Source organism: Streptomyces sp. NPDC002701 (assembly GCF_042889045.1).
Lineage (GTDB): Bacteria > Actinomycetota > Actinomycetes > Streptomycetales > Streptomycetaceae > Streptomyces.
Genome location: NZ_JBIAQL010000017.1, coordinates 133,353 through 148,953, shown reverse-complemented (window position 1 = coordinate 148,953; position 15,601 = coordinate 133,353). Strand labels below are relative to the sequence as shown.

Annotated in this window: 16 protein-coding genes; 11 read left to right on the top strand and 5 right to left on the bottom strand. The window is 73.2% G+C overall.

Annotation, left to right across the window (positions count from 1 at the left end; translation table 11 throughout):
• Positions 1-14 precede the first annotated feature (14 nt).
• The 9 genes from ACFYXC_RS32305 (at position 15) to ACFYXC_RS32265 (ending at position 8,005) form a co-directional block, all read left to right on the top strand.
• On the top strand, positions 15-1,010 hold the full coding sequence (locus ACFYXC_RS32305; protein ID WP_389555623.1) for a hypothetical protein: 996 nt from the start codon (positions 15-17) through the stop codon (positions 1,008-1,010).
• 101 nt (positions 1,011-1,111) lie between these two features.
• Positions 1,112-2,110 carry a 1,2-phenylacetyl-CoA epoxidase subunit PaaA gene (gene paaA / locus ACFYXC_RS32300; RefSeq protein ID WP_388910010.1) on the top strand — a complete coding sequence of 333 codons (999 nt, stop codon included), beginning with the start codon at positions 1,112-1,114 and terminating at the stop codon, positions 2,108-2,110.
• Positions 2,107-2,451: a 1,2-phenylacetyl-CoA epoxidase subunit PaaB gene (gene paaB, locus ACFYXC_RS32295; RefSeq protein WP_389555621.1), complete on the top strand. Its 345-nt coding sequence runs from the start codon at positions 2,107-2,109 to the stop codon at positions 2,449-2,451. Before paaA ends, paaB begins: the two co-directional genes overlap by 4 nt.
• 10 nt (positions 2,452-2,461) lie before the next feature.
• A complete protein-coding gene (paaC, locus tag ACFYXC_RS32290; RefSeq protein ID WP_388910016.1) occupies positions 2,462-3,289 on the top strand; it encodes a 1,2-phenylacetyl-CoA epoxidase subunit PaaC in 828 nt (275 codons plus the stop codon).
• Positions 3,283-3,834, top strand: coding sequence for a 1,2-phenylacetyl-CoA epoxidase subunit PaaD (gene paaD / locus ACFYXC_RS32285; RefSeq protein WP_389555619.1), 552 nt, complete (start codon positions 3,283-3,285; stop codon positions 3,832-3,834). Before paaC ends, paaD begins: the two co-directional genes overlap by 7 nt.
• Positions 3,834-4,994: a 1,2-phenylacetyl-CoA epoxidase subunit PaaE gene (gene paaE, locus ACFYXC_RS32280; protein ID WP_389555618.1), complete on the top strand. Its 1,161-nt coding sequence runs from the start codon at positions 3,834-3,836 to the stop codon at positions 4,992-4,994. The genes paaD and paaE overlap by 1 nt, the downstream gene beginning before the upstream one ends.
• A gap of 156 nt (positions 4,995-5,150) precedes the next feature.
• Entirely contained in the window at positions 5,151-6,515 is a 1,365-nt protein-coding gene (locus ACFYXC_RS32275) for an FAD-dependent oxidoreductase (RefSeq protein ID WP_389555617.1), read from the top strand.
• 154 nt (positions 6,516-6,669) lie between these two features.
• Positions 6,670-7,371 carry an SDR family oxidoreductase gene (locus ACFYXC_RS32270; RefSeq protein WP_388910028.1) on the top strand — a complete coding sequence of 234 codons (702 nt, stop codon included), beginning with the start codon at positions 6,670-6,672 and terminating at the stop codon, positions 7,369-7,371.
• Between the two features lie 61 nt (positions 7,372-7,432).
• The gene (locus ACFYXC_RS32265) at positions 7,433-8,005 is read left to right on the top strand and encodes a TetR/AcrR family transcriptional regulator (RefSeq protein ID WP_389555615.1); all 573 of its coding nucleotides are present in this window, start codon (positions 7,433-7,435) and stop codon (positions 8,003-8,005) included.
• Between the two features lie 57 nt (positions 8,006-8,062).
• Here the strand turns inward: ACFYXC_RS32265 and ACFYXC_RS32260 are convergent, their stop codons facing one another.
• Positions 8,063-8,539 carry an Lrp/AsnC family transcriptional regulator gene (locus ACFYXC_RS32260; protein ID WP_389555614.1) on the bottom strand — a complete coding sequence of 159 codons (477 nt, stop codon included), beginning with the start codon at positions 8,537-8,539 and terminating at the stop codon, positions 8,063-8,065.
• A gap of 220 nt (positions 8,540-8,759) precedes the next feature.
• On the opposite strand from ACFYXC_RS32260, the gene ACFYXC_RS32255 reads away from it, so the two are divergent.
• Together ACFYXC_RS32255 and ACFYXC_RS32250 are read left to right on the top strand one after the other, a co-directional pair.
• A complete protein-coding gene (locus ACFYXC_RS32255; RefSeq protein ID WP_389555612.1) occupies positions 8,760-10,244 on the top strand; it encodes an FUSC family protein in 1,485 nt (494 codons plus the stop codon).
• A gap of 117 nt (positions 10,245-10,361) precedes the next feature.
• Positions 10,362-11,402, top strand: coding sequence for a lactonase family protein (locus tag ACFYXC_RS32250; protein WP_388910040.1), 1,041 nt, complete (start codon positions 10,362-10,364; stop codon positions 11,400-11,402).
• A gap of 99 nt (positions 11,403-11,501) precedes the next feature.
• Here ACFYXC_RS32250 and ACFYXC_RS32245 read toward each other — a convergent pair whose 3' ends face one another.
• The 4 genes from ACFYXC_RS32245 to ACFYXC_RS32230 form a co-directional block, all read right to left on the bottom strand.
• Positions 11,502-12,425 (bottom strand): sirohydrochlorin chelatase, encoded by a 924-nt coding sequence (locus ACFYXC_RS32245; RefSeq protein ID WP_388910043.1) that lies wholly within the window; start codon positions 12,423-12,425, stop codon positions 11,502-11,504.
• A 119-nt stretch (positions 12,426-12,544) separates the two neighbouring features.
• Positions 12,545-13,597 carry an N-acetylglucosamine kinase gene (locus tag ACFYXC_RS32240; protein ID WP_389555610.1) on the bottom strand — a complete coding sequence of 351 codons (1,053 nt, stop codon included), beginning with the start codon at positions 13,595-13,597 and terminating at the stop codon, positions 12,545-12,547.
• On the bottom strand, positions 13,594-14,271 hold the full coding sequence (locus ACFYXC_RS32235) for a uracil-DNA glycosylase (protein ID WP_389555608.1): 678 nt from the start codon (positions 14,269-14,271) through the stop codon (positions 13,594-13,596). The genes ACFYXC_RS32240 and ACFYXC_RS32235 overlap by 4 nt, the downstream gene beginning before the upstream one ends.
• 123 nt (positions 14,272-14,394) lie before the next feature.
• The gene (locus tag ACFYXC_RS32230) at positions 14,395-15,480 is read right to left on the bottom strand and encodes a WD40/YVTN/BNR-like repeat-containing protein (RefSeq protein ID WP_389555607.1); all 1,086 of its coding nucleotides are present in this window, start codon (positions 15,478-15,480) and stop codon (positions 14,395-14,397) included.
• Between the last annotated feature and the right edge of the window lie 121 nt (positions 15,481-15,601).

Genomic DNA, 15,601 nt, shown 5'->3' with positions numbered 1-15,601 from the left:
CCCAGGAGTCGACCATGCAGACCGGAGCGAAGATCACCGCATTCGCCGCCGCCCTCGCCGCGACCTTCGGCGCTGCCTACGGCGTGGGCCAGGGCGTCGATCCCGTCGTCGCGGACGGCAGGCCCGCGAGCCACGACACCCACGCCGAGGCGTCATCCGGAGCGTCCGGGGCGCCGTCCCGGGCGGATGAGGGCGGAGGTCACGCCGAGCACGAGCCGGCCCGGGAGGGGCAGGCGGCGCAGGCCGGCGGGCTGCAGATCACCGAAGGGGGCTACACCCTCGACCTGCGGACCCGGCGCATCGAGGCCGGCCGGCCCGCCGACCTGCGCTTCACCATCCGGGACGGCAAGGGCCGCGCCGTCACCTCGTACCAGCGCGAACACGACAAGGAACTGCATCTCATCGTCGCCTCCCGCGACCTGGTCACCTACCGCCACCTGCACCCCGCCCGCGCCGCCGACGGAACCTGGAGCATCCCCGTCGAACTGCCCCGGGCCGGCGGCTACCGCGTCTTCGCCGACTTCACCCCGGCGAAGAAGGGTGCCGAGAACCTCACCCTCGGTGCCGACCTCGCGGCCTCGGGCCCGTACGAGCCGAAGGACCTGCCGGTCCCCGCCCGCACGGCCGAGGTCGACGGTTATCAGGTCGAGCTGGCCGGGGAACTGCGCCCGGGCGCGTCCGGCGAACTGGAACTCACCGTGCTGCGCGACGGCAGGCCCGTCACGGACCTTGAGCCCTACCTCGGCGCCTACGGCCACCTGGTGGCCCTGCGCTCGGGTGACCTCGCCTATCTCCACGTCCACCCGCACGGTGAGCCGGGTGACGGCAGGACCGAGCCCGGCCCGGGCATCTCGTTCACGGCCACCGCGCCCAGCGCCGGCTCGTACCGCCTCTTCCTCGACTTCAAGCACGAGGGAGTGGTCCGTACCGCCGCGTTCACCGTCCGGGCCGGGGACGGCGAGCATGGCGGGAGCGGCGGCGACGGCGGCTCCGGGACGCACGGGCACTGAGGGGTGGTGTGGGCGCGGTCCATCGCCACCACCTCTTGCCCGGCCGCCGGAAAGGCGGCACACTGACACCGAACGAATGGTCGGTAGGGAAGCTGGTATCGATGACCACGACACACTCCGCCGAGACGGCCCACCCGGAGCAGTCGGTGCAGGAGCACTTCGACGCGACGATCGCGCGGGACCAGCGGATCGAGCCCCGCGACTGGATGCCCGACGGCTATCGGAAGACACTCGTCCGGCAGATCGCGCAGCACGCCCATTCGGAGATCATCGGCATGCAGCCCGAGGGCGAGTGGATCACCCGTGCCCCGTCGCTGCGCCGCAAGGCCATCCTGTTCGCGAAGGTCCAGGACGAGGCAGGACACGGGCTGTACCTGTACTCGGCCGCCGAGACGCTGGGCGCCGACCGCGCCGACCTGACCGAGCGGCTGATCGAGGGGCGGCAGAAGTACTCGTCGATCTTCAACTACCCGACGCCGACGTTCGCCGACGTCGGAGTGATCGGCTGGTTCGTCGACGGCGCCGCGATCTGCAACCAGGTCCCGCTGTGCAGGAGCTCGTACGGGCCCTACGCGCGCGCGATGGTGCGGATCTGCAAGGAGGAGTCGTTCCATCAGCGGCAGGGGTACGAGCTGCTGATGACCATGATGCGCGGCACCGAGGCCCAGCGGACCATGGTCCAGGAGGCCGTGGACCGCTGGTGGTGGCCGTCGCTCATGATGTTCGGCCCGCCCGACGGCGACTCGCCCAACTCGGCGGCCTCGATGGCCTGGAAGATCAAGCGGCACAGCAACGACGAACTGCGCCGGCGGTTCGTCGACATGACCGTTCCGCAGGCCGAGAAGCTCGGTGTGACCCTCCCGGATCCGGACCTGCGCTGGAACGCGGAGCGCGGCAGCCACGACTTCGGCACCCCCGACTGGTCCGAGCTCAAGCGGGTCATCGGCGGCGACGGACCGTGCAACGCCGAGCGGACGGAGCGCCGCAGGTCCGCCCACGAGGAGGGCGCCTGGGTGCGGGAGGCGGCCACGGCCCACGCGGCCAAGCAGGCGCGCCGCGCGCGTGACCGTGCGGCGGACCGCGAAGGAGCGAGAGCATGAGCGAGACCCCCCGGGACATCGGCAAGGACACCGCCGAGCACCCCGCGCAGGACACCCCGTCGGGCGGCTGGCCGCTGTACGAGGTCTTCGTGCGCGGCAAGCGCGGACTGAACCACGTCCATGTGGGCTCCCTGCACGCCGCCGACGACACGATGGCCCTCACCCACGCGCGCGACCTCTACACCCGCCGCAACGAGGGCGTCTCGATCTGGGTCGTGCGCTCGGAGCACATCGCCGCGTCCACGCGCGACGAGAAGGACCCGTTCTTCGCGCCCAGCGCCGACAAGGTCTACCGCCACCCCACCTTCTACGACATCCCCGACGACGTCCCGCACATCTGAGGAGCAGGGCATGAGCGACGACCATGTCTACCTGTCCCTCGCCGAGGGGCACGAGGACGACACCCGCTGGGCGTACGGCACCGGCTTCGAGGACCCCCTGCACGGTGTGGACACCACCGTGCCCGCCGGGATCGACGCCGCCCGGCTGGCCGCGGACTGCGTGGCCCTCGCCGACGACGCCCTGGTGAGCGCCCAGCGGCTGGCGGAGTGGACCACCCGCGCCCCCGAACTGGAGGAGGAGGTGGCGCTCGCCAACATCGGCCTCGACCTCCTCGGCCAGGCCCGCCTGCTGTACGCGCGCGCGGGCCAGAGCGACGGCACCGGGCGCGGCGAGGACGCGTACGCCTACTTCCGCGACGCGGAGGACTTCAGGAACGTACGGCTCGCCGAACTCCCGGGAGGCGACTTCGCGTTCACGGTCGTGCGGCTGCTGGTGCTCTCCAGCTGGCGGCTCGCGCACTTCCAGGAACTGTCGTCGCATCCCGACCCGGTCCTCGCGGCCGTCGCGGCGAAGGGCGTCAAGGAGCTGACGTACCACCGGCAGTACGCGGCCGAGTGGGTCGTGCGCCTGGGCGACGGTACCGACGAGTCGCACCGCCGCACCCGCAGGGCGGTGGAACAGGTCGCGCCATACTTCGGCGAGCTGTTCACGGCGTACGACGTACGCGACGAGGTGGCCGCCGTCCTGCGGCAGGTCACCGAGGCGGCCGGGCTGCCCATGCCGGTGTACCGGCCGCTGCCCGGCTCCGGCCGCGCCGGGGAGCACACCGAGCATCTCGCGCCGCTGCTCGCCGAGTTGCAGAGCGTGGCCCGCGCGCACCCGGGGGCGACATGGTGACGTCCGGAGCGGCCGAGGCGGCCACGACGGTACCGGCGGCACCGGCGGACGTGCGGCGCGCCCGGCACCTCGCCGAACAGGTGCCGGACCCCGAACTGCCCATGCTCACCCTGGCCGACCTCGGCGTCCTGCGTGCGGTCGAGGTGACCGGGGACGGCACCGTGGTCGCGAGCCTGACGCCGACCTACTCGGGCTGTCCGGCGATGGCCGAGATGCGCGCGGACGTGGCGGCACGGCTGCGCGGCGCGGGGTACACGCGTGTGGAGATCCGTACGGTCCTGGACCCGCCCTGGACGAGCGACTGGATCACCCCGCAGGGCCGCCGCAAACTGACCGAGCACGGGATCGCGCCGCCCGGAGCCGCACCCCGGCACGCCGCGGGCCCGGTCCCCCTCGTGCTGACCCCCACCCGCCGCACGGTGGCCTGTCCGCGCTGCGGTGCGGCGGACACCGAGGAGACCTCGCGCTTCGCCGCCACGTCCTGCAAGGCGCTGTACCGCTGCCGCGCCTGCCGCGAGCCGTTCGAGTACGTCAAGGAGATCTGATGGAAGGCACGAGGGAAGAGCCGGCGGCACGCCTGACGGACCGTGCCGCCGGGACACCGGCCGCCGCCCCCGTGCGGCCGGTGGCCGCGCGCGTGCGCCGCCGCCCGGCCTTCCACCCCCTGCGCGTCGCCGCCGTGCGGCCGCTGTGCGAGGACGCGGCGGCCGTGAGCTTCGAGATCCCCGCGGAACTGACGGCGGAGTTCGCCTTCGCGCCGGGTCAGTCGCTGACGCTGCGGCGCGTGGTCGACGGACGGGACGAGCGGCGCTCGTACTCGATCTGCTCCCCGGCCGGTTCGGCGCCGCGCATCGGCGTGCGGGTGGTGCCGGGCGGGCTCTTCTCGGCCTGGCTGGTGCGCGAGGTGCGTCCGGGCGACACGGTCGAGGTGATGGCACCCACCGGCACGTTCACGCCCGACCTCGCCGTGCCCGGCCATCACGTGCTGGTCGCGGCCGGTTCCGGGGTCACACCGATGCTCTCCATCGCCGAGTCCGTCCTGGCCGCGGACCCGCGTTCGACGGTCACCCTCTTCTACGGCAACCGCCGCACGGACACCGTGATGTTCGCCGACGAGCTGGCCGACCTGAAGGACCTGTATCCGGCCCGGTTCCAGCTCGCCCATGTGCTGTCCCGCGAACCCAGGGAGGCCGAGGTGCTGTCCGGCCGTATCGACGCGGAACGGCTCTCGGTGCTCGTCGGCTCGCTGGTCGACGTGCGGGCGGCGGACCACTGGTGGCTGTGCGGACCGCAGGGCATGGTCGCGGACGCCCAGCGGGTCCTGAGGGACCTGGGGGTGCCCGGCGACCGCGTGCACCGGGAACTGTTCTTCGCCGACGACGAGCCCGTACGAGAGGTACGTCACGAGGAGACGGCCGTGCGGGGGCCCGTCAGCCGGGTCACCGTCACGCTCGACGGCCGTTCCACGACATCGGACCTGGTCAGGGACAGAAGCATCCTCGAAGGCGCCCAGCGGACCCGTCCCGACCTGCCCTTCGCCTGCAAGGGCGGGGTCTGCGGCACCTGCCGTGCCCTGGTGACCGACGGCAAGGCCGACATGCGCCGCAACTTCGCCCTGGAGAACGCGGAGGTCGACGCGGGATACGTCCTGACCTGCCAGTCGTTCCCGGTGTCCGAGACCCTGACCGTGGACTACGACAGCTGAGGAGGCACCTGGAACGCACACCTCGTGACGGTGTGAGAAGGACCTCATAAGTCGGCGTTATGAGGTCATAGATCCAGCCCGGCTACAAGCTTAGGTGACCCTTAGTTTAGGCTCCCCGGTGAGTACTCCCGATCACCGCTCGAAGGGAACCTGATCATGCCTCGCCCCCTGCGGGTAGCCATAGTCGGAGCCGGCCCCGCCGGGATCTACGCCGCCGACGCGCTGTTGAAGTCCGCAGTGGCCGTCGAGCCCGGTGTCTCCATCGACCTCTTCGAGCGGATGCCGGCCCCCTTCGGGCTGATCCGCTACGGCGTCGCCCCCGATCACCCGCGCATCAAGGGCATCATCTCGGCCCTGCACCAGGTTCTCGACAAGCCGCAGATCCGCCTCTTCGGCAACGTCGACTATCCGGGCGACATCAACCTGGACGACCTGCGCGCCTTCTACGACGCGGTGATCTTCTCCACCGGGGCGACGGCCGACCGGGCGCTCGACATACCCGGCATCGGGCTCGACGGCTCGTACGGCGCGGCGGACTTCGTCTCCTGGTACGACGGGCACCCGGACGTGCCGCGTACCTGGCCGCTGGAGGCCGAGAAGGTCGCGGTCCTCGGCGTCGGCAACGTGGCGCTCGACGTGGCGCGGATCCTCGCCAAGACCGCCGAGGAACTGCTGCCGACCGAGATCCCGCCGAACGTCCACGAGGGCCTCAAGGCCAACAAGGCCCTGGAGGTGCACGTCTTCGGCCGGCGCGGACCGGCGCAGGCGAAGTTCAGCCCGCTGGAGCTGCGGGAGCTGGACCACTCGCCGAACATCGAGGTCATCGTCGACCCCGAGGACATCGACTACGACGAGGGCTCGATCGCGACCCGGCGCGGCAACAAGCAGGCCGACATGGTCGCCAAGACCCTGGAGAACTGGGCGATCCGCGACACCGGCGACCGGCCGCACAAGCTGTTCCTGCACTTCTTCGAGTCGCCGGTCGAGATCCTCGGCGAGGACGGCAGGGTCGTCGGGCTGCGCACCGAGCGCACCGCCCTCGACGGCACCGGCAACGTCAAGGGCACCGGCGAGTTCAAGGACTGGGACCTCGGCGCGGTCTACCGTGCCGTCGGCTACCTCTCCGACAAGCTGCCCAAGCTGCCCTGGGACGTCGAGTCGGGCACCGTCCCGGACAAGGCCGGCCGGGTGATCGAGGAGACCGGCGAGCACCTCGGCTCGACGTACGTCACGGGCTGGATCCGGCGCGGCCCGGTGGGCCTCATCGGCCACACCAAGGGCGACGCCAACGAGACGGTCGCCAGCCTCCTGGACGACCACGCGAACGGCCGGCTGGTGACCCCCGTCTCGCCGGACCCGGAAGCCGTGGACGCGTTCCTCGCCGAGCGGAACGTCCGCTTCACCACGTGGGAGGGCTGGTACCGCCTGGACGCCGCCGAGAAGGCGCTGGGGGAGCCGCAGGGCCGCGAGCGGGTGAAGCTCGTGGAGCGGGAGGACATGCTGAGGGCGAGCGGCGCGTAGCCGCGGGCCCGCAGTCTTCGATCCCAGGGGAGTGGCCCCGCCGACACGGCGGGGCCACTCCCTTTTCCGTGCCGCTTGCTTTGTGAAACCGATCGGTTTACTGTTCTGGCAACAGGAAACCGATCGGTTTCCGCCGACTGGATCGGAGAAGGTCATGACCGCAATCGAGGGTTCCGTCGTCCTGGTGACCGGTGGCGGCAGGGGAATCGGCAAGGCGTTGGTGGACGGGCTCTTCGAGCGCGGGGCCGCGAAGGTGTACGCCACCGCCCGTGACCCGCGGACGGTGACCGACCCGCGGGCCGTACCGCTGGCCCTGGAGGTCACCGACCCCGCGTCCGTCGCGGCGGCCGCCGAGCGGGCCGGGGACATCACCGTCCTGATCAACAACGCGGGTGTCTCCCTGCAGACGTCGTTCCTGGAATCGCCGGTCGACGACGTGCGCAAGGACTTCGAGACGAACTTCTACGGGCCGCTGTTCACCGCCCGGGCGTTCGTCCCCGTCATCGAGCGCAACGGCGGCGGCCACATCCTGAACGTCCACTCCGTGCTCTCGTGGATCGGCCTGGCCGGCTCGTACAGCGCGTCCAAGGCCGCGCTCTGGTCCCAGACCAACTCCCTGCGCCTGGACCTCGCCCCGCGGGGGATCAGTGTGACGGGACTCCACGTCGGATACGTCGACACCGACATGACCGCGGCCATCGACGCCCCCAAGTCCCAGCCGGCGGACGTGGCGGCGCAGGCGCTCGACGGCATCGAGAGCGGGGCGTTCGAGGTGCTCGCCGACGACCTGACCCGGCAGGTGAAGGCCGGCCTCTCGGCCGACCTGTCGGTCCTGTACCCGCAGCTCGCCGCCTGACCTACGCGGCGGTATACCGATCGGTTTCAGATCGCGGTCCGACGGAGGTAATCTCGCCGACATGGCCACCACCACGGACAGGACATCCACCAGGGACCGGCTGCTCGACGCCGCCATGGAGCTCTTCTACCGCGACGGCGTCTCCATCGGCGTCGAGGCGCTGTGCCGGGCCGCCGGGGTGTCCAAGCGCTCGATGTACCAGCTCTTCGCGAGCAAGGACGAGGTGCTGGCGGCGAGCCTGGAGCGGCGGGCGCCGGAGTACGGGCGCATGCTCGGCCTCGGCGCCGAGGACTCCCGGCCGCCCCGGGAGCGCATCCTGTACGTCTTCGAACAGCTGGAGCGGGCGTCGACGCGGGACGACTACCGCGGCTGTCCGTTCCTCTCGGCCATGGTCGAGCTCAAGGACCCCCGGCACCCGGCGAGCGTCGTCGCCCTGCGGGCCAAGAACACGCTGATCGAGGCGTTCCGGGCGGAGGCCGAGCGCGGCGGCGCCCGCGACCCCGAGTTCCTGGCCCGCCAGCTGACCCTGGTCTTCGACGGCGCCAGCGCCCGCGCGGGCGCCCGGGCGGAGACCCTCCAGGGCCTGACCACCGCAACGGCCCAGACCCTGCTGGACGCCTCCGGCATGAACTGACCGCACACGACGGCGCGGGGCGCGGCGCACCGGCACCACGGCGGGGGCACTTGAGGATCAGCCCCGGGCCACCCGCCCCACCGCCTCCACCAGCGGCAGCACCCGCGCGGGCACCCGCTCCCGCAACACCACCTCGGTCCGCGTACGCACCACCCCCGGCAGACTGATCAGCACCTGGATCACGTCTTCGAGATGCGCGTTGTCCCGCGCCACGACCCGCGTCAGCAGATCCCCGCCACCGGTGATCGAGAACGCCTCGATGATCTCCGGCACGCCCGCCAACGCGTCGCCCACCTCGTCCAGATGCCCCTGGGTCACCTCCACGTGCACGAACGCGAGCACCGGATGCCCCAGCGCGGCGGGCGACAGCGAAGGCCCCGAGCCGGTGATCACCCCGTCCCGCTCCAGCCGGTCGAGCCGCGCCTGCAAGGTCCCGCGGGCCACCCCCAGGATCCGCGCGTACTCCCGCACGCTGGTGCGCGGCTGCTCCAGCAGCAGCCGGAGAATCCGGGTGTCGAGCTCGTCCACGGCCATGGTCCGTTGGCCTCCCCACGGTCGTCAGTGATCGTTTCCGACTGTACCAATGGCTCAGTGGAGCGGCGCCCTGTTGAGCCATGATCCGCCTTCTGGCTAACGTGTGGGCACTGATGGCGCCGTGCAGCGCCGGACGGCGACGACGCCGTACCGGCCCCGCGGCGCCATTCCCATGCGACCGACGAATCGGGACGGAGGCGGGCGGCCGACGGTGAAGAGGATGTTCATGGCTCCGGATCCGGGCCTGCTGCGGCTGCGGATCTCGCTGCGGGCGGTGCTCGGCATCGGCCTCGCGGTGACCGCGTCGGAACTCGCCGGCCTCTCGCTGACGGCCTCGATCACGGGCGGCCTCACGGCGCTCCTCGCGCTGTTCACGGTCGGCGACGCGACCGTACGCGGCCAGGCGGTCACCACCGCCCTGCTGCCCGCCGTCGGCTTCCCCGTCCTCGCCCTCGCGGCCGTCCTGCACGCGGTGCCGACCCTGCGCGACGCGTTCTGGCTCGCCGTGGTCTTCTGCGGTGTGTACGCCCGCCGCTGGGGACCCCGCGGCCACGCGCTCGGCATCTTCGCGTTCATGACGTTCTTCGTCACCCAGTTCCTGCACGCGGTCCCCGCCCAGCTCCCGGAGCTGTACGCCGCGACCGCGCTGTCCCTGGCCGCGTCCTCGGCGGTGCGCTTCGGCGCCTGGTGCATCGAACGGCGCACGCCGCCCCCGGTGACGCCCGCCGCGCCGGCCGGCCGCGGTCTCGCCCGGCCGACCACCCGCCAGGCATTCCAGGCGACGGCCGCCTGCGCGTTCGCGATCGCCGCGGGCCAGTTCCTCTCGCACGAGCGCTGGTACTGGGCGGTGGGCACCGCCTGGTGGATCTTCGTCAACACGTCCTCGCGCGGCGAGACCCTCGTACGCGGCTTCCGGCGGGTCGTCGGCACGGTCACCGGGATCGCGGCCGGGCTGCTCGTCGCCGTGCCCCTGGACGGCGCCCCCGCGCCCACGGCGGCGATCGTGGCCGTCTGCGTCTGGGGCATCTTCTACACGGCGCCGCTCTCGTACAGCTGGATGATGTTCTTCGTCACCGTGATGGCGGGCCTGCTGTACGGGTTGCTCGGTGTGCTGACCCCGGCCCTGCTGGGCCTGCGCGTCACGGAGACCGCCGTCGGCGCGCTCGGCGCCGCACTCGCCGTCGCGCTGGTCCTGCCGGTCACCACGCACGCCGTCACCGACCGCTGGGTGGGCCAGGCCGTACGGGCCGTGCACGGGTGCACCGCCGCGGCGGCCCGCCGCCTCGCCGGTGATCCCGCCGCGGACCCCGCGCCGCAGGCCGTGGAACTGGAGGCGGTGCTCGGCCGGGTCCGGTTCGCGCTCGCGCCGCTCGTGCACCCCCTCAACCCGGTGCGGGCGCGCAAGGAACGCGCCCGCCAGGTGCTCGCCCTCCTGGACGACTGCGCCCGCGAGGTACGGGGCCTCGCGGCCGTCGCCGCCGACCCGGACGCCTCGCACGACGCCCGCCTCACCGCCGCCTGCGGCCGCGTCGAGACGGCCGTGGAGGTCCTGGTCGGCGCGGTGCCGGAACGCGCCGTGCCATCGACCGCGGGCGTGCCCGGCCACCATCCCGGGGCCGAGCAGGCCCTCGCCCACCTCCACGGCCTGGAGCGGGCGCTCGCCGCGCTGGCCGCACCACTGCGCGGCTCGCCCACGGGCGCCTGACACCCACCGTGCACGCCCGGACGCGCGACGCGGCGCAGCGGGGTTCCCGTTTGGTCTAGGCCATTCGCTGCTACCGTCGCCCCAAGGACGTGCAGTCGGGCACCGAGAGGGGACGCAGTGACGGACGGCGGACGGCAGCGGCGGGCGTACATCGGATCCTTCACCGCGGCGGGGGGCCTCGGCGTACTCACCGCCGCCGTGGACGGGGAGACGGGCGCGCTGACACTGCTGAGCGCGGTGAACGGCGTCGCCGACCCCTCGTACCTGGCCCTGTCACCGGGCGGGGACATGCTCTACGCGGTGAGCGAGACGACGGAGGGCGCGCTCGCCGCCTACCGCGTGAAGGGCGACGAACCGTCCCTGGCCGGCCCGTTGGTACCGGTCGGCGGCAGCGGACCCACGCATCTGAGCCTCTTCGACGGACACGTCCTCACCGCCAACTACGGCTCCGGCAGCGTCAGCGCCGTGCCCGTCCGCCACGACGGAAGCCTCGGCGCCGTCGCCGGTGTGCTGCGGCACGAGGGCGCGGGCCCGCACAGCCAGCGCCAGCAGGGCCCGCACGCCCACCACGTCCAGCCCGACCCGAGCCGCCGGTGGGCCGTCAGCGTCGACCTCGGCACCGACTCGGTACGGGTGTGCGCGCTGCGCGAGGGCACCCTCGCCCTCCACCGGGAGATCGCGCTGCGCCCCGGCTCGGGACCCCGCCACCTGGCGTTCCACCCCGACGGCGAACGCGCCTACGTCCTCAACGAACTTTCGCCGACCGTCACCGCCTGCCGCTGGGACGCCGTCAGGGGCGCGCTCAAGCCGGTCGGGGAGACGTCCGTACTGCCCGGCCTCCCCGCCGGCGACGCCTACCCCTCCGGCATCGTCGTGTCGCCCGACGGCCGCTACGTGTGGACCGCCACGCGCGGCGAGGACGTCGTCTCCGTGCTCGTCCCCGGAGCGCCCGACGAGGGGCTGAAGCTGGTCGCCACCGTGTCGTGCGGCGGCAACTGGCCCCGGGCACTCGCCCTCGACCCCACGGGCCGCTTCCTGTACGTCGCCAACGAGCGCTCGGGCACCGTCACGTGGTTCGTGGTGGACCCCGACACGGGCCTGCCGCGGCGCGGCGGCTCGGTCAGGGCCCCGGCGGCGTCCTGCGTGGTGCTCGACTAGGGCAGGGCCCCCGCCCGGCCGTCGCAACCCCGAAGGGCCCGGCTCCGGGAACGGAGCGGGCCCTTCGGGATTGGTGCGGGTGCGCGGCGGGCCGCCCGGTCAGCGGACCGGCGCGCCCTGCGGCTGCTGCGGCGCGATACCGAGCGCCGTCGTGTACTTGGCCAGCGCCAGCTTGCCGATCGCCGGGTACGGGCCCAGCGCCTCGGCGGCGGAACAGCCCGCCTCCTTCGCGGCCTCGTCGAGCAGCCCCGGGTCGAGCTCGGGGCCGATCAGGTACGGGGCGAGCGCGAGCTGCTGGGAGCCCGAGCTGCGCAGCTGCTCGGCGGTGGCCGCGATCGAGCCGTCCTCGTCCAGCGCCGCCGCCATCACGGGCACGGCGAGCCGCGCGGCGAGCAGCATGCCGGTGATCCCGGCCGCCTGCACGGCCTCGTCGCCGCCCACGGCCGCCAGGATGATGCCGTCCGCGGCCGTCGCCACGGTGAACAGCCTGGCCCGGTCGGCGCGTGCCAGACCCGCCTCGGAGAGGCGCACGTGCAGCGCCTCGGCGAGCAGCGGGTGCGGGCCGAGCACATCGGTCAGGTCGGCCGCCACGCGGCTGTCCATGACGGCCTGGCGGACGCGGCGCAGCAGAGCGCTGTCCGGACCGGCCAGCAGCGGTACCACCACGGCCACGGGCCCGTCGGGCTCCACCGCGTCCACACCGGCGGCGCGGGCCTGCTCGAAGCGTGCGGCGCGCTCCTCGGCGGCGCGCGCGAGCACCGACTGAAGGGTGGGGAACTCGGCGTCGTCCCCGTCCAGGTACCCGATCCGGCCGTCGAGCCCGGGCAGCTCGGAGCGCGCGATGCTCACGACCTCCTCGGCGAGGCTGCGGGTGGCGGCGCTGGGCGTGCCCGGCACCGCGAGGACGAGCGCGGGCGCGCCCTCGGGAGCCGCCAACGGCTCCGGCCGGCGGTGCCGGCCGGGCTGGCGGGGTCGCGGCATTCGTACTGGCAGGCCGGACGCGGGCCCAGTGGGGGAGCTCATGGCGCCGAATGTTACTGGTTTCCTGGGCTCCCCTGTTCGGGGAGGGTGCAGGTGAGCGGTATCCGTCCGGTTTTGTCTGATGAGTTACGTACGGATCGATCTCCCTGGTGCCCCATGGATCACGGCGAGCGATCAGTCGAACGGGCGTGCGGGGCGTCCGTGCCGTCCCGCACGATGTGCAGCATGCTGTCGTCGCGCGGCAGGGTCAGCCGGCCGTCGGCCAGCTCGACGGCGATGCCGACGGCCCCGTCGAGCGGATCACCCGCGGCCGGAACCTGCCGCGCGTGCGGCAGCCGCTCCGTCAGGGCGGCCCGCAGCGGTACGAGGAGGGGGTCGCCCATCCTGAACAGCCCGCCCGTGAGCGCGAGCCGGACCTCACCCGTGCCGTCCTCCCCGGCCCCACCGGCGTCCTGCGCGGGACACACGGCGGCGGCCGTGTCGGCGATGTGCCGGGCCGCGGCGGCCAGGATGCCGGCCGCAACCGGGTCGCCGCCGTCGGCGCAGGCGGCCACCTCGGGAGCGAAGGACGCCAGCACGGCCGGCCGGTCGGGGCGCGGATAGAGCTGTCCCGGCACCGCGGGGGCGGATCCGAACACCGCGTCGACGCGCGCCAGGAGCGGGGCGGAGCCGCCGGGCCGCCCGTCGTAGGCGCGCAGCGCCGCGTCGAGGCCCGCCTGCCCGATCCACGCCCCGCTGCCGGTGTCGCCCAGCAGGTGCCCCCAGCCGTCCGCCCGGTACCAGGCGCGCAGGTCGGTGCCGATCGCGATCATCCCGGTGCCGGCCGCGACCACCGAGCCCACCCGGGGCCCCAGCGCGCCCGTGTACGCCGCGACGGCGTCGGCGACCAGGGCCAGCCGCCGTACGCCGAGTTCACGGGCGAGCGCCGTGGGCAGCTCGGCGCGCAGCGAGTCGCCCAGCGTGGTGAGCCCGGCGGCGCCCACGGCGGCGGCCCGGAGCGTGCCCACCCCGGTGTCGGCCATCAACCGCCGGGCCATCGGCAGGAGCTGCTCCAGCAGATGCCCGGCGTCGATGCCGCGCGGACCGGTGCGTACCGGTTCCCCGGAGGTCAGGGGCGCGGTGACCCGGCCCCCGTCGACAGCCAGGACGACCCGCAGCCCCGACCCGCCGGAGTCCACCCCGAGGACGCCCGACCCGCCGCCGGGTCCGGTCACGGCAGCCGCCAGTCCACCGGGTCGCCGCCCTGCCGGGCCAGCAGGTCGTTGGCCCGGCTGAAGGGCCGCGAGCCGAAGAAGCCGCGGTCCGCCGACATCGGCGACGGGTGCGCCGACTCCACCGAGGGCAGGTCGCCCAGCAGGGGCCGGGCGTTACGGGCGTCGCGCCCCCACAGGATCGACACCAGCGGCTTCCCCCGCGCCGCCAGTGCCCTGATCGCCTGCTCGGTGACCTCTTCCCAGCCCTTGCCGCGGTGTGCGGCCGGACGGCGCGGGGCCGTGGTGAGCGCCCTGTTGAGCAACAGCACGCCCTGCTGGGTCCACGGGGTCAGATCACCGGTCGACGGCGGGGGCAGGCCGAGGTCGGTGCCCAGCTCCCGGTAGATGTTGATGAGGCTGCCGGGCAGCGGCCGCACCTCGGGCGCGACTGAGAACGACAGCCCCACCGCGTGTCCCGGTGTCGGATAGGGGTCCTGGCCGACGATCAGGACCCGGACGTCGTCGAAGGGCTGCTGGAAGGCGCGGAGGACGTTCGGCCCCGCCGGGAGGTAGGTGCGTCCGGCGGCGAGCTCGGCGCGCAGGAAGTCCCCCATCCCGGCGATCCGTTCGGCCACCGGTTCGAGGGCCTTGGCCCAGCCGGGTTCGACGATCTCATGCAACGGTCGTGGTGCCACGGCGTCACCCTACTGCCGTACACGGGCCGTCGATCAACTCGAGCCCGCCGAGGGGCCCGCGGTGGTATGTGCCGTACCACCGGCGGGCGTTGACGCGCGGACCGGAGCGCCGGCCGCCCGGGTTCAATCGATCACCGCGGCCCGTACGCACAGGACGTCCGGCAGATGGGACGTCAGCTGCTGCCAGCTGTCGCCGTCGTCGGCCGACGCGAACACCTCGCCGTTGCGGTTGCCGAAGTAGATGCCCGCCGGGTCCGCGTCGTCCGTGCACAGGGCGTCACGCAGCACCGTGCCGTAGTGGTCCTCCTGCGGCAGCCCCGCCGAGAGCGGCTCCCAGCTCTTGCCCGCGTCCGCCGTGCGGAAGACACGGCACCGGCGGTCCGCGGGGACGCGGTCCGAGTCGGCGTTGATGGGGAACACGTAGGCGGTGTCGCCGCGGTGCGGGTGGGCGGCCGCGGCGAAGCCGAACGTGGACGGCAGGCCCTCACCGATGTCCGTCCAGTGGGTCCCGGCGTCGTCACTGCGATAGACCCCCCAGTGGTTCTGGAGATACAGCCGGTCCGGTGTCGCCGCGTCCCGCGCGACCTTGTGGACGCACTGGCCGAACTCCGGGTCCGGGTCGGGCAGGAACACCGCCGAGACCCCGGAGTTGGACGGCTCCCAGCTCTCTCCGCCGTCCTTGGTGCGGAAGACGCCGGCCGTGGAGACGGCGACCGTCAGCGCCCGCGGATCGCGGGCGTCGCTCAGGACGGTGTGCAGGCCCTCGCCACCGCCGCCCGGCACCCACCGCGAGCGCGTGGGGTGCTCCCACAGGGGGCGGACCAGCTCGAAGGACTCGCCGCGGTCCGTCGAGCGGTACAGCGCCGCCGGTTCCGTACCCGCGTACACCACGTCCGGTTCGGCCGCCGACGGGTGCAGCTGCCAGACCCGCTCCAGCGAGGCACCCGTGTCCTTGGGAAACTTGACGGCGGCCCTGGCCGGTTCGGTCCAGGTGCGGCCGAGGTCGTCGGAGTGGAACACGGACGGGCCCCAGTGGGCGCTGTCGCCTCCGGCGAGCAGCCGCGGCGCATCACCACGGGTGTCGATCCCGATCGAGTAGACCGCCTGTGCGTTGAAACAGGGGTTGTCGTCGAACTCCCAGGCGCCACCCCTGCGCCGCCCGATGAACAGTCCTTTGCGCGTGCCTACCGCGAGCAGTACTTCGGTCATGCCGGCCACCTCCGGACGTCGTTGTCTCAGATGTCGGCCAGTCTGCACCCCGGCACTGACAGTCACCCTCATATAGCATGTCGGTGCAGGTCAGGGCGTTTCCCGACCGAGCGCGTCGAGT